Source organism: Bacillus sp. EU52 (assembly GCF_037964975.1).
Taxonomy (GTDB): domain Bacteria; phylum Bacillota; class Bacilli; order Bacillales; family Bacillaceae; genus Bacillus; species Bacillus subtilis.
The window spans coordinates 2,526,885-2,540,220 of sequence record NZ_CP150177.1; the positions used below are offsets into that span (position 1 = coordinate 2,526,885).

Consider the following 13,336-nt stretch of genomic DNA (forward strand, 5'->3'; position numbering starts at 1 on the left):
CTATCCTTTTTATAAAGAAAAAATTAAAAAGAGGTAACTATATGGGTCAGAAAAATGTCTATCAATTAATAGCTGAGAAAATGCCTGCTATGAGTAAGTCCCAGGAAAAGCTGGCTGCCTATATCATTAACAACCCGAACACGGTCCCTTTTTATACAGTTGCAACTCTAGCGAAACTAACAGGTGTAAGTGAAGCTTCGGTGGTACGTTTTGCTGTCTTTTTAGGATTTTCCGGATATCGTGAACTGCAGAACCAGATGCAGAACTCTGTTCAGATGCAATTGACTACGCAGGACAGATTAAAAATGTCTTCCCAAGTTTATGATGATCCAAACCAGGACATCTACGATATATTTAAAGATGATATAGCGAATATTAAATCGACAATGGAAAATTTAGATTCGAAAGCATTTTTAGATGCAGCAAACCTTCTGACAAACGGAAAAGAAGTCTATATATCTGCGAATCGGAGTGCCACATCCCTTGGGCTATTTCTGCAATACTACTTGGATATTATCATAGGAAACGCTCAATTACTGGGTCCCGTTGAAAATAAACCTGAACAATTATATAGATTAAATGAGAAAGATGTAGTAGTCGGTATTAGTTTCTCACGTTATTCAACAAGTACTGTTAATATGATTGCTTTTGCCAAAGAACGAGGTGCAGCCACAATTGTCATTACTGACAATTTCCTTTCTCCACTCGTCCCTCATGCGGATGTAGTACTAACTGCTTCAAGTCAGTTACCAACTTTTTTTGATTCTTTTGTTGCTCCGCTAAGTCTTATTAATACACTTATAGCGTTTGTTGGAAAAAAAAGAATGAATGACTCTGAGGATCGTCTTGAAAAACTTGAGGAAATTTGGAAACGATTTGGCACGTTTTACTCTAACCAAAGGAAATAAATAAAAAAGGGTGCTAATCTAACTGATTCTGTCCCTCAGGAAATGACTCAAATAGCTGTTAATTGAGTGTTTAAATTATATTTTTTATTAAGAAACTGCACCCTGATTATTAGTTATGTCTAACAATCAGGGTGTAAAACGAACTATTCGTTAATCACAATATCAACGTCAATTTAATTTTACAAAACAGCCTCACAGAATAAAATTATTAATTGTTAACTTGATATAGATCTAGTGCGATTTACAAGAGAGTGTTATGTACAAATTAAAACCACAATGGAGAAACGTCACTGCGGTCCCACCGAAAATTTAAATTGCGGTGCCCTATTGCCTTTTTCTCTCCCCCAAAATAAAGTTAGGCCTCAAGGATTAAAAAGGGGATACAACCTTTATTCCTTTTGATTCAATCATAAAATGCTCTCCCCTTGGGTAATGGCTATATAACAACTGTTTCTCCTAATGAGGTGATTTCAATAAGTGTGAAAACAAATAAAAAACCGATGGTTTGAACCATCGGTTTCTTTTCTGACATATACCACACCCACTAGTCCGTAGGAAGTATATTGTCTGTTTTAAGGGTTACAAAGATCAATTTGTTTAAATCATCTATTCTATATTGCTGAACATTAAATTCAAATTCCAATATAATCTTATATGTCGCTGTTTGATTGATTTCCCGCCTAAAGAAATACTCATTGCATTGTTCCTATATTGAATTACGTATCTATATAAGTTATTTTTTCACTTTACGTTTAGGTTTCGTTAGGTCAAAACTATGTTTTACCATATCGTGAAGAATATCCTCCGGAAGGTTTCCATCTAAGATAATCGTATTCCAATGCTCTTTATTCATATGATATCCCGGCTTAACTTCTTTAAATGTGTATCGAAAGAAATCAGATCGATCAGGATCATATTTTAAGTTAACACAAAGATGACCATCTTTTTCAAATATTAACGAAAAGATCTTCTCGTGTCCTTTGTGGCGTATAGCTGTCCAACCTTCTCCAAAAGGATGATCCTCATATGAGGCTGGATAAGATAAACAGTATTCTACGATCTCTTCTAATTTCATTTTGGTATTCTCCTATCTGTAAAGCCTATTCATGATTATTGTTTTTCTTGTGCCATGCTGTAATTTCTTTCATCCTTTGTTTAATTTTAAATTCTGACCCCTGTGTTGTCGGATGGTAATATTCGCGTCCGATCAGGGAATCTGGCATAGTCTGCATCGTTGTTAGCTTTTCTTCTGTGCCATGGGCGTACTGATACCCTTTACCATAGTTCAGCTCTTTCATAAGCTTCGTTGGAGCGTTCCGTAGTTGCAAAGGAACAGGTTCGCTCATGGAATGCAGGGCATCTTTTTTCGCATAGCGGTAAGCCAAGTAAGCAGAATTCGATTTTGGAGCTAGGGTCAGATATATAACGGCTTGTGTTAGATGCACATCGCACTCTGGCATCCCTATGAATTGACATGCTTGAAACACGGAAACAGTGATTTCCAAAGCTCTATTATCCGCCAAACCCACGTCCTCACTTGCAAACCTAACTAGCCTACGAGCAATAAATAAAGGATCTTCACCTGACTCCAACATTCGAGACAACCAATAAATAGATGCATTTACATCACTATTTCGCATGGATTTATGCAATGCGGAAATGAGATTATAGTGTTCTTCTCCATCTTTATCATACAAAAGTGATTTTCGATGAATAATTTGCTGCAGCCCTTCTTTGCTAATTTCAATATATTCACCTTGTTTCTCTCCGTTTAGCACAGCGATTTCTAACGTGTTTAATGCCACCCTGGCATCTCCATTTGAATATTCCGCAATAGCAGAAAGTACGCCCTCTTCTAAACCTATCTTTTGATCTCCGTATCCTTTAGGATTCAAAATCGCTTTTTTTAATAATTCAACAATATCTTCACTGCTTAGTTGGTGAAGTACAAAAACTTTGCTACGAGATAACAAGGCTGAGTTAACTTCAAACGATGGATTTTCGGTTGTTGCGCCGATGAGAATAATGCTCCCTTTCTCTACATACGGAAGAAAGGCATCCTGTTGTGCCTTATTAAATCTATGAATTTCATCAATGAATAAGAGGGTTTTCTCCCCAAATTTCCTGTTTTCTTCAGCTTCTTTCATTACATTTCGGATTTCTTTAATACCGCTAGTTACTGCACTAAAATCAATAAACTTAGACTTGGTTTGATTGGCAATGATTTTAGCTAGTGTTGTTTTGCCAACACCAGGAGGACCCCAAAATATCATAGAAGACACTTGATCATTTTTGATCATATCTTGCAGAACTTTTCCAGGGCCAAGTAAATGTTTTTGACCTATAAAGTCTTCCAACGATTGAGGTCGCACACGATTAGCCAACGGTCGATCATGTTCATTATCAAATAATGCTCCTTGTATCAAAGTATCACTCCCTTTTGTAGAACAAATGTGTTTCCTTAAAAATTTTAAACAACCAATTCCTTTTAGATGTATGCTCTCCTACCACGTACTTTTTGCATGATAAAAAAATATATAAAACAAAAATACACTTTATACAAGATATAGTTAAAGGTTCTGCTTTCGGAATTCTATAGGCGTATAACCAGTTTCTCGTTTGAAAAATTTACTAAAGTGAGTGGTTTCTTGAAAGTTAAGCATTTCTGCAATGTCGCTAATCAAGTAATCTGTATGCATTAATAAACGTTTCGCTTCGAGACTAATTCGAGCTGATATGAAAGCTTTAGCACTTATTCCAACAGCTGCAACCGTAACCCGTGTTAATGTTTTTTCTGTGCAATTTAAAAGGGCAGCATAGTCACTAACATGATGTAACTTGGCATAATTTTTCTCCACTAATTCTTGAAATTTTAAAAACTTTTGTGAGACCTGAGAAGTAGTAGGGATATTTTTTTGTTTATGAATAATGTTGAGCCAAGCTACGAATGCATAAAGCTGATAGCGTAACAACATATGAACATCCTCTTTGGCTACTTGTATTAAAGAGTCTTGAACCATTTGCTCTATTAAAGTGTTTGCCCGATGCAGCTCTGTATTATTTAAAGTCAAACTATTAGGCGTTCTTCCGATATCAAACGTTAAATTCAGTTCACTCAACGTAAGTGAAGCAGGAAGAAGGAATTCTTCACGGAATAGAATAACCCATCCGTCCCAGTTTTCATCTTGTCCAAAATTATGGACTTGTCCTGGTGTTACTACTATAAGTGTTCCTTTCTTACAAGAGATGGGTTCAAAATCGACCCATTGAGTACACATTCCTTCCGTGACACAAATGAGCATATAAAATTCATAACGATAAGTGATTTTCATACTATCCTCTGTTGTTCGCTCTTTGAGAGAAGATACACTAAAAATCTCCAGATCGTATGGATAAGAAAACACTGGTTTATATTTAATAGGCCTTATATTTTTTTCCTGTTTGAATGAATGAACGATTACAATAACCTCCTTTAAGAGTAATCGGTAAATTGAAATGTCCGTAAAGTGTCATTGAAATTCCCATTTTTACCTTTATTGATTCTGATAAATGACCTAAAATGATCATAACATAATATTGGAACGAAACAAAATCGATAGTGCATAGAAGTAACATGTAATCCTAATGTGAGACACATTAAAACCAATGATTAGTAGGGGATTTTAGTGGTATGCTCTTAACTTAATTAGTTCAATTAAAAAATAATTGTTACGTTAGTGTCTCAACAAAGCAGTACATATTATCCCTATATAAAATTTTTACGTTACTCATAGTGATTTATCCGGTACTCTTTAATTTAATTGAGTATCAGCACCCAAAAAGGGAGGCTAACATGAAGATCAATAACATAACAGCAAAAAAAATCTTAACTGAAATGAAAGGAGATTCAAGTGTTGGTTTCACACATTCATTAAATCCGTATAGTGGTTGTGCTTTTGGATGTAGGTATTGCTACGTTAGAGAAATGCCTATTCAAAAGTACAGTGATACCCCCTGGGGAGAATGGATAAGCATTAAAAAAAATGCGGCCGATAAATATCGGAATGAGATGGTCAATCTCCGCCGAAGAAATAAATCCATTAATCTTTTTTTATCTACTGCAACAGATCCCTATCAACCACTGGAACGGAAGACGGAACTAACACGCTCTATTTTAGAGGAAATGGTCAAACACCCTCCAGATTTCCTTCAGATACAAACACGAAGTCCTCTTGTCGTAAGGGATCTTAATCTATTAATTGAACTAAATCAAAAATGTGAGGTCCTTGTCTCTATGACTATAGAAACGGACCGGGAAGATATGAAACGATTGTTCGCTCCCCACGCTCCAGGTATTAAGTTACGCTTGAAGGCATTAAAAGAAGTGAATAATGTAGGAATCGCTACCCAAGCTTCCATTTCGCCTGTACTTCCATTCACACCCGATTTTCCTAAAACACTGGAGTCCATCGTTGATCGCATCTATATCGACACCCTTAATATTGGAGATGGAACAAGAGGGAAACGTTCCGAGCGCTTAGGCATGCCATTTTTGTTTAAAGAGAACGAGTTGTCCGAATGGTATAAAACGGATATTCATCTTAGAGTGGAAAAGTATTTTAAAAAGTTTTTTCCGAAAGAAATGATATTTATTTCTTCCGATAAAGTTTATCCCTTAAAAGGAAAAGTATTTAAATAGGCAGATCCTATCCACTTTTATGGTATAGGAAGATAAAGGAGAATGAACAGTTGAACTTTACAGCAATTGATTTTGAAACCGCAAACTTAAACCGATCGAGTGCGTGCTCTCTGGGTTTAGTTCAAGTTAGAGATGGAATTGTAACTGGTGAATATGAATGGCTAATTGATCCACAACAGCCTTTTAATCGAATGAATATCGCCATCCATGGTATTACACCTTCCATGGTTGACGGGCAACCAATATTTGAAGAACTATGGACAACCATTGAACCACTAGTATCCGGAGAAATTATTATTGCACATAATGCTGTTTTTGATATAAGCGTGCTAAGGTGTTGTTTAGATGCCGCTGAAAAAAGCTATCCAGAGATACAATATTTATGTACGTATAGAATTGGGAAAAAGCTGCTACAAGAGCTATCCTCCCATAAATTAAACATCATCTCTAACTATTTCGGAATTCGTTTAAATCACCATAATGCGCTCGATGATGCCCGGGCATGTGCCCAAATTATGTTAAATTTATTGGAACAGCAAAAGGAATGTGATCCGCTGCTTTTGGTGAAATCCCTGGGATTTCAGACGGGATTACTGTATTCAGGTGGGCATACGCCTTTCAGGAAACATAAAATCAATCAAAAATAGGTGAAAAAGCAAAGATGTTCCATGAAATATGCAAATAGTTTAGCAATTAAATAGATTTGCTTCTCAAAAAAAGTTTTCATAATCTTGCTGTTCAACGGTCGGTAACTACGGCATTCGATATTTTCACTCTTATTGGACGTGCTCACCATCACGGCATCATCAATTAATCCAAGGCCGATGGCGCTGACTGGAATGTCCGAAATATGTCATTCATAGTCTTGATTTCGCCTTTTATTATTATAAATAATGGCCTAAAATGATCATATCATCTTACATATGAAAGGATCGATATAAATGAAACATGACCACACCCTCAACGGAGGCACCGAACACAAGACCGATACTGCTGCCCAAGCGGTCCGCTCCTGGCTGGGCATCCCCTACGCCAGTGCAGAACGCTTCCGCCGACCCATTTTGCTACCGTTCAACCCGGACCTGCCATACGATCAGAAGGGACCCGCACCGCTGCAACCTGGCGACAATAGCTGGTTGGAGGCCGACAACGGATTCAGCGAGGACTGCCTGAACCTCAACGTCTGGGTACCCGAAGACGCTGGCGACGAACCGCTCCCCGTGGTCGTCTATATCTATGGTGGCGGATTCGAACGCGGCGCGAACACCCAGACCACCTCGAACGCCTCAGGTCTCGCCGCGACCGGCCGAGCCATCGGGGTGTCCCTGAACTACCGGCTAGGTCCGTTCGGCTGGCTTTCGCTCTCCCAGTACGGTGGCGCGTTCGCGGACGCCACCAACCTCGGCCTGCAGGACATCATCACCGCGCTCAGATGGGTGCAGGAGAACATCGCTCACTTCGGTGGCGATCCTCAGAACGTTACCGTCACCGGCCACAGCGCCGGCGCGTTCTCCTCGATAGCCCTTCTCGCAGCTCCGGCGGCCGACGGTCTCTACCATCGCCTCGCTGCATTCTCCGGCGGCGCATCCCGGATCGTTCCCGCCTGGTGGGCCGAAGAACTAGCGTTCAAGTTTCTCACCGAACTCGGCATCGCGGACGATCCCGAACAACTGCTCACCATGGATGGGAATCTCCTCGCCGAGACGCTCATCAAGGTTAGCCCTCGCGACATTGGCGATAGAAACGGCATCGACAACACGACTCTAGGCATCGTGAACGACCACTCACAGCCTGGGGCCATTCTCGCAGACACGCCGCTGCGTGTCCTCGAATCCGGGCGTCACCGCGACGTCGACATTCTCTTTAGTACGGCGACAAACGAGGCGGACTGGTGGGTCATCAATGCGACCGAGACGTTCGACCCGGGCAGGATCGACAACCTCGTTGACGAGCTAGTAACAAAGTCGCGGATCCCCCGAAGTCGTGCCCGATCCATCATTGCCGCCTATGACGTCAACGGACGAACTCCTGTCGAGGTTCGCGGGGCGTTCTTAACCGACTATCTCTATACCCTACCCGCCGCCCGTGCTGCACTCGCCCACTCCGCCGCAGGCGGCAACGCCCACCTGTTGGCCGTTGGCCCTGTTGAGGATGCGCCAGCCGTACACGGCACGGAGATGTACGGCATCGTCGGACAGCAACGCTCCCGACATAGCGACGAGCAAGCCATCCGGGACACCTTCGTCCGCGACGCCCTACTCGACTTCGCCGCAGGCAACCACGACCAGCTTTGGAACTCCGTGACCACGGAACCTATCTCACATGGGATCGGCAACCCACCATACGACCCTACCGCCCGTGCGGCCGAAGTCCTGCGCATCTTCGCGGGCATTGAACGGCCCTGAACTGCCTAAACGCGCACGGGATCGCGCACCGATCCAACTCACTTATTAGCAGCGCCGGCGGCACTTGAGAACAGCTTCATGACCAGGAAACTGACAGGTAAGCGAACTGGCACGCCACCTGCAGAAAAAAGACCATCCTATGTAGAATGGTCAGGCTGTCGAGAAATCTCGACAGCCTTTTATTTTCGCTAAAAATATCCATTCGCGAAGGAGGTTTAATGTAATATTATCAAGTTTGAAAACGATCTGAGGCAATATGGAATGTGTTTTGAGTTTGATTTTCTGTTAAGCTGGATCCGAAACCACACACTAAAACAAGTGACAAACCCAGGATTAGGCATACCTTCTTTTTAAAAGTCATACAGGCATTCTCCCCTTTGAATTTGTGTTTGAGTCTCAAGCATTTTCTGATGATATACATAGGATGTTTCAAATTCTTTTGAGTTTGCGTAAGCAGCTGCGGTCTCACAGGCAATGTCTTCAATATATGAATAGTTCTTATTTTTTTCTAAGTATTCTATTGTTTGATTAACACCTTGTTGGTCCACTGCATCGACATAAAGAGCTTTTAAATATCCCTGTAATTTTGCGAAAAGCTCATCACCTTGATAAAGAGCTGCTGACAAACCTTTCTTACTTACTTGGATAGCCTCATTCATTTTTCCTTGTTTAAAAAGGATTTTTGCATAAGAAAATAAAGAATGTGGCAAGTTTGTGAGCTTTTCTTTTTCTGTAATCTCCACTGCTTGCTTTATGTATACTTCCGCCTGCTCGTAATCACCACTGTCAGCAAAATTAGTGCCTAAATTATATAGTGCAGAACTAATCAACCTTTTGTTATTCAATTCCCTAGATAACTTTAATGCCTTTTCAAGATGCGGCTGACTTTTTTCGTAATGTTTAAAATCAGTATAATTCCCTGAGATAACAAACATACATTGAACTTTTCGCACCTTATAAAGTTCATATTGATTATAAATATCCAATGCTTGTTTAACGTGATGCATAGACACATGACTTTGCTTCATACCATAATATGCTTCAGCTAACTTAAAATGAAACTCTGCCCTTTCGATCTCATCAGGGACATGTATAAGCTGCTTTTCGGCTTCTCTATAATAGTAGATAGCTTTCATGTATTGCTTCTTATCAAACTCGTACATCCCTCTGAAAAACAGAGAATAATACGATAACAGGCCAGATATGCCTTTATTTGAAGTCTCAATTTTTTCAAGAAGTTCCTCAATAGTTGGTCTTATACGTGTCGTTACGGGTTCCAAATAATCTAACATGAGCTGATGACGGAATTTCATTAAGGAGAAGTAAATGAGTAAATACTCATCTTCCTCCATCCGTTGGATTTCTTGCTCGACCTCTGCCTTTAAAATCTCTGCATCCGGGACACTAAATTGACGTATCATTTTATACCATTCATTGATCTTTACGCCAACTTCTGACGATGATAAAACCGGATTCACAGGACCCCTCCTTTTATATCTTTTTATGTAATATTCTAACATTTCCAAAAAGTGTTCGGACCGCAAAAAAACCGCAAACTTTTTATTCGCTATCTTTGATACGATCAATCAAGTTAATTTTAGGTTCGTTTCTTCTTTCTCCCATGGTAATATTTTGATATATGATTAAATGAAAGGGTATGATTATGAAAGTCTTTGAAGCTAAAACACTTATGTCTGAAGCTACAGACCGCGCCAAAGAATATAAAGAACTAAGGACGCAAATGGTCAACTTGAGAAAAGCTTTACAAAGCGTCGCTGAACTTGACAACAGCGAATTCTCAGGTAAAGGCGCTAATAACATTAAAGCATTCTATCACGATCATGTTGGTGTCACTGATCAATGGATCGACTACATTGACATGAAAATCGCATTCTTTAACAGCATTGCCGGAGCTGTCGAGGACAAGGGCCTCTCTGATGCTTATATTGAAGAGTCTTTTTTAGAACATGAACTGGCTAACGCCCATAAAAAATCAAAATCCATCATGTCTGAACAGAAAAAAGCCATGAAAGATATCCTAAACGATATTGACGACATCCTTCCGCTCGACCTATTTTCAACAGAAACCTTCAAGGATGAGCTTGCAGATGCCAATGACAAACGCAAAAAAACAATTGAAAAACTAGGTGACCTTGACGAAGATTTACTGACAGAATATGCCCTGTCAGAACCTAATGAACAATTCATCAAGTCAGACTTCCAAAAGCTCCAAGAAGCAACGGGCAAAGGCAAAAACGCTACGCCCATCCACTACAACGCCAAGGCATACCGTGAGAGTGATATACATAAGAAAAAAGGCGATATTGAGAAGCGTACAGAGGCTTATTTGACGATTAAAAAGAAAGAAGAAAAAGAACGGGAAATTAAAGATTTAAAGAAAAAGCTCAATACGTTAGTTGATGATCCTGACGAGTATCTAAAAGTTGCTAAAGAGATTGGATACGACAACCTCACCACTGAACAACAGGAGTATGTTAATTCCCTCGAGTTTTGGGATAATCCTCTTCGAGCGACCAAGGATATTTTGAAAGAACAGATTGACGGTGTATATGAAGGTTTATTAGCCGGTATAGATGATACAGAGAAGACAGTTAAAGAATATTTAGCCCCTATAGATGCGGCGGGTAAAAAATATCTAGGTCCAGTATATGAATACTATAAAGGCAAACAAATGGCATATTATGATTTTTCGAAGGAAACTGGTGAAGGACTTTTAGGAATTGCAAAATTCGGGATCGATCTCGGTTTAGATCCAAAAGAAACGATAAAGTCCGTTTTTGAATTCGACTATAAAAAAGCCTGGGATTCTACTTGGGATGAGGTAAAAGAAAGCTGGGACAAAAACTTTGTACACGGAGATATGTATTCACAATCGCACTACACCACATATTTCACTTTAAATGTAGCCAGCTTATTCATATCAGGCGGCGGTGGTGCTGTTACAAAGAGTGGATCAGTCGTTTCAAAGGTCGGGAGAGTCGCAGAGAAGGGAATCAGCAAGTCGGGTAAAAAAGGGATAAACAGCGCCGGAAATGTTGGTAAATCTGCATCAAAAAAAGTAGTAACAGACACCAAAGACTTTGGGAAACTTTTAAAAAAAGGTTTAGAGTCAATACCAAATCCTTTTGCTAAAGAACTTCTGTTAGCTAGTGATGTTCCTATAAATGTGCTAAACTTACAAAAATCTGGACAAGATACAATTCAACAAATTAAAAAGTCTTTTGATGTTGATCATGGTTCTAAGGGGAATGGTAATGGTAGTAAGGTAACTAGTGAAGCTAAATCAGTATCGAATATGAAAGAATTTTTTAAAGATGGGTTTGGAAAAAGTATAAAAAACAATGTTACAAAAACAAAAAATCAATTCCAAGGCCAATCAATCTATGAAGTTAATAAAAAATTGGATAATCCGTATCTGAAAAAAGGAGATAGATTTTATTTAGATAATTTGCACAAGGATCATTTAGAAGTTTTCGATAAAAGAGGAAATTTAAGAGTAGTGTTGAATTTGGATGGAACATTGAACGAAGTTAAGACTAAGAATGCCATTGGAAGAAAATTAAAATAGGTGGTTATGATACATGAAAAATATTGATAAAATCTTTAGTGCTTTAAAAGAATTAAATGAAAAATATAATAGTACATTAATTTCAACAGAAGAACTTTTAGAAGAAGAGGAAAATATTAAAGAACTTCCGCAAATAGATGAAAGAATGAATAAAGTTTTAGCTAACTTAAGTCAAATTGAAGATAAAGAAAAACTAACTTCTGAATTACTACAATTACATTTAGTAATAGGTGATATAGAATGGCAATTTGACCAAATACATGAGATGGTTAGACAGGTAATTGAAAATATCGAGAATTAATATTATAAAAAAGGTCCTCTTGAAAAGAAGGCCTTTTTTTATTTCAATAACGCTTCTATTTTCTCTCTAGTCTTAGGTCCGTAAATTCCATTAGCAGAAAGCCCATGCATTATACAATCGTCTAACTGTCTGCTGTTTCAGACGATATTTCCGTCAAAGGCCGAAAGAGATTATATTTTATTCACTATCCCAAGGCTGAAACTTATCTCCAGAAAACTTCGACAATATTTCTATTCTTATTCTGTTTGAAGATGAGATAACACCGAATGGTTATACTTGACAATATCATCAAGATTCAGGAGGATGCAATTAGTTGATCAAAAGACGCAACAGAAAACAGGCCATACAGGAGGTCGACACCTTTGGGGTGAAGGAAGTAAGAACAGATAGGAGTTGGACAATATGACAGAGTGGAGATTTGCCGAAAAACCTATTGGGGAAACAACTGTTAAAAAAATCGAAAAGGCATTAGATATTAAGTTCCCTAGCAACTATGTTACAACTATATTAAACAACAATGGGGCGCGCCCAAATAAAAAGATATTTGACTTTAAAAATACAAAAGGTGCTGTTTTTAATCGATTACATGGTCTAACTGAGGATAGTTCAAGTTTTATTTTAGAGGTCTTTGAAGATTACCAGGATGGAAGGATGCTTTCTGGGGTAGTTCCTTTTGCTTGTGATCCTTTCGGTAACGAAATCTGCTTCGATTATCGTCTTAATAAAGAGAATCCGTCCGTAGTTTTCTGGGATCACGAGATTGCATATGAAGATCCTGATAAAGCTTTGAGTCATATATGTGATTCATTTACAGAGTTGGTTAATAAACTATACGAGGAATAAACGGATAAGACCTTTCCCCTTCTTTTTGAGGAGAAAGGCTCTTTTTATTTAATACAAGGGATAACTTTGCCCGGTATATGACAGTAGGAGGTTAACAAATGCAAAGTATTAAATGGAGAAAACGAAGCACTTTTCAAGAGGCTACAAACAATCAAATTGAGTATGTAGAAGAGAAATTAAAAATCAAGTTCCCAACAGATTACAGAGAGTTCATTAAAGACCATAATGGATGTTCCCCTATAGATAAAAAGGTTGTTTTATTCCAAAATTCTCGAGAAACAATCAACAATTTACTGAGCATAGGAGATCCTACTCGGCCAATTGATCTCCTTAGTACCATTGATAATGTTAAAGACCGGTTAGTTGATAAGATCATACCTTTTGCTACAGATGCAGGGGGAAACCTTTTTTGTTTTGATTACAGAATGTCTTCTCAAGAACCCGTAATTGTTTTTTGGGATCATGAGATAGCTTATGAAGATAAGGAAAGTTCCATTAGCTATGTTTGTGATTCATTTACAGAGTTGATTAATAAACTATACGAGGGATAAACGGATAAAGCCTTTCCCCTTCTTTTTGAGGAGAGAGTATTAAAAGGTGGAAAGCCCTTCT

At 38.9% G+C, this 13,336-nt stretch carries 13 protein-coding genes; 9 read left to right on the top strand and 4 right to left on the bottom strand.

The annotated features are described in order from the left end of the window. The first annotated feature begins 41 nt into the window (after nt 1-41). Nucleotides 42-908 carry a MurR/RpiR family transcriptional regulator gene (locus NSU05_RS12940; RefSeq protein WP_038429336.1) on the top strand — a complete coding sequence of 289 codons (867 nt, stop codon included), beginning with the start codon at nt 42-44 and terminating at the stop codon, nt 906-908. 733 nt (nt 909-1,641) lie between these two features. Here the strand turns inward: NSU05_RS12940 and NSU05_RS12945 are convergent. From NSU05_RS12945 to NSU05_RS12955, 3 genes are all read right to left on the bottom strand, one after another. Next, complete coding sequence (locus NSU05_RS12945) at nt 1,642-1,983, bottom strand: MmcQ/YjbR family DNA-binding protein (protein WP_038429337.1); 342 nt, start codon at nt 1,981-1,983, stop codon at nt 1,642-1,644. 25 nt (nt 1,984-2,008) lie between these two features. Beyond that, the gene (locus NSU05_RS12950) at nt 2,009-3,334 is read right to left on the bottom strand and encodes a replication-associated recombination protein A (protein ID WP_038429338.1); all 1,326 of its coding nucleotides are present in this window, start codon (nt 3,332-3,334) and stop codon (nt 2,009-2,011) included. A 144-nt stretch (nt 3,335-3,478) separates the two neighbouring features. Then, complete coding sequence (locus NSU05_RS12955) at nt 3,479-4,240, bottom strand: helix-turn-helix transcriptional regulator (RefSeq protein WP_250540521.1); 762 nt, start codon at nt 4,238-4,240, stop codon at nt 3,479-3,481. A 500-nt stretch (nt 4,241-4,740) separates the two neighbouring features. On the opposite strand from NSU05_RS12955, the gene NSU05_RS12960 reads away from it, so the two are divergent. From NSU05_RS12960 to NSU05_RS12970, 3 genes are all read left to right on the top strand, one after another. After that, on the top strand, nt 4,741-5,586 hold the full coding sequence (locus NSU05_RS12960) for a radical SAM protein (RefSeq protein WP_038429340.1): 846 nt from the start codon (nt 4,741-4,743) through the stop codon (nt 5,584-5,586). A 50-nt stretch (nt 5,587-5,636) separates the two neighbouring features. Further along, the gene (locus tag NSU05_RS12965; RefSeq protein ID WP_038429341.1) at nt 5,637-6,233 is read left to right on the top strand and encodes a 3'-5' exonuclease; all 597 of its coding nucleotides are present in this window, start codon (nt 5,637-5,639) and stop codon (nt 6,231-6,233) included. 294 nt (nt 6,234-6,527) lie between these two features. Next, nucleotides 6,528-7,991: a carboxylesterase family protein gene (locus NSU05_RS12970; RefSeq protein WP_052124609.1), complete on the top strand. Its 1,464-nt coding sequence runs from the start codon at nt 6,528-6,530 to the stop codon at nt 7,989-7,991. Nucleotides 7,992-8,341: 350 nt separating this feature from the next. Here NSU05_RS12970 and NSU05_RS12975 read toward each other — a convergent pair whose 3' ends face one another. Beyond that, nucleotides 8,342-9,469, bottom strand: a complete 1,128-nt coding sequence (locus NSU05_RS12975) for a Rap family tetratricopeptide repeat protein (protein ID WP_038429342.1) — start codon at nt 9,467-9,469, stop codon at nt 8,342-8,344. A gap of 185 nt (nt 9,470-9,654) precedes the next feature. Between NSU05_RS12975 and NSU05_RS12980 the strand changes: the two genes are divergently transcribed. From NSU05_RS12980 to NSU05_RS13000, 5 genes are all read left to right on the top strand, one after another. Beyond that, a complete protein-coding gene (locus NSU05_RS12980; protein WP_038429343.1) occupies nt 9,655-11,580 on the top strand; it encodes a T7SS effector LXG polymorphic toxin in 1,926 nt (641 codons plus the stop codon). Nucleotides 11,581-11,593: 13 nt separating this feature from the next. Further along, a complete protein-coding gene (locus tag NSU05_RS12985) occupies nt 11,594-11,881 on the top strand; it encodes a hypothetical protein (protein WP_038429344.1) in 288 nt (95 codons plus the stop codon). A 303-nt stretch (nt 11,882-12,184) separates the two neighbouring features. Continuing rightward, entirely contained in the window at nt 12,185-12,271 is an 87-nt protein-coding gene (locus tag NSU05_RS12990; RefSeq protein ID WP_072176383.1) for a hypothetical protein, read from the top strand. 12 nt (nt 12,272-12,283) lie between these two features. Beyond that, entirely contained in the window at nt 12,284-12,724 is a 441-nt protein-coding gene (locus NSU05_RS12995) for an SMI1/KNR4 family protein (RefSeq protein ID WP_014480332.1), read from the top strand. 98 nt (nt 12,725-12,822) lie between these two features. Continuing rightward, complete coding sequence (locus NSU05_RS13000; protein WP_038429345.1) at nt 12,823-13,275, top strand: SMI1/KNR4 family protein; 453 nt, start codon at nt 12,823-12,825, stop codon at nt 13,273-13,275. Nucleotides 13,276-13,336 lie beyond the last annotated feature (61 nt).

Bases quoted from the DNA above. Each gene is read 5' to 3' on its own strand.
- NSU05_RS12970 (WP_052124609.1), top strand. From the start codon at position 6,528: ATGAAACATGACCACACCCTCAACGGAGGCACCGAACACAAGACCGAT.
- NSU05_RS12940 (WP_038429336.1), top strand. From the start codon at position 42: ATGGGTCAGAAAAATGTCTATCAATTAATAGCTGAGAAAATGCCTGCT.
- NSU05_RS12985 (WP_038429344.1), top strand. From the start codon at position 11,594: ATGAAAAATATTGATAAAATCTTTAGTGCTTTAAAAGAATTAAATGAA.
- NSU05_RS12955 (WP_250540521.1), bottom strand. From the start codon at position 4,240: ATGAAAATCACTTATCGTTATGAATTTTATATGCTCATTTGTGTCACG.
- NSU05_RS13000 (WP_038429345.1), top strand. From the start codon at position 12,823: ATGCAAAGTATTAAATGGAGAAAACGAAGCACTTTTCAAGAGGCTACA.
- NSU05_RS12990 (WP_072176383.1), top strand. From the start codon at position 12,185: ATGCAATTAGTTGATCAAAAGACGCAACAGAAAACAGGCCATACAGGA.
- NSU05_RS12945 (WP_038429337.1), bottom strand. From the start codon at position 1,983: ATGAAATTAGAAGAGATCGTAGAATACTGTTTATCTTATCCAGCCTCA.
- NSU05_RS12980 (WP_038429343.1), top strand. From the start codon at position 9,655: ATGAAAGTCTTTGAAGCTAAAACACTTATGTCTGAAGCTACAGACCGC.
- NSU05_RS12995 (WP_014480332.1), top strand. From the start codon at position 12,284: ATGACAGAGTGGAGATTTGCCGAAAAACCTATTGGGGAAACAACTGTT.
- NSU05_RS12960 (WP_038429340.1), top strand. From the start codon at position 4,741: ATGAAGATCAATAACATAACAGCAAAAAAAATCTTAACTGAAATGAAA.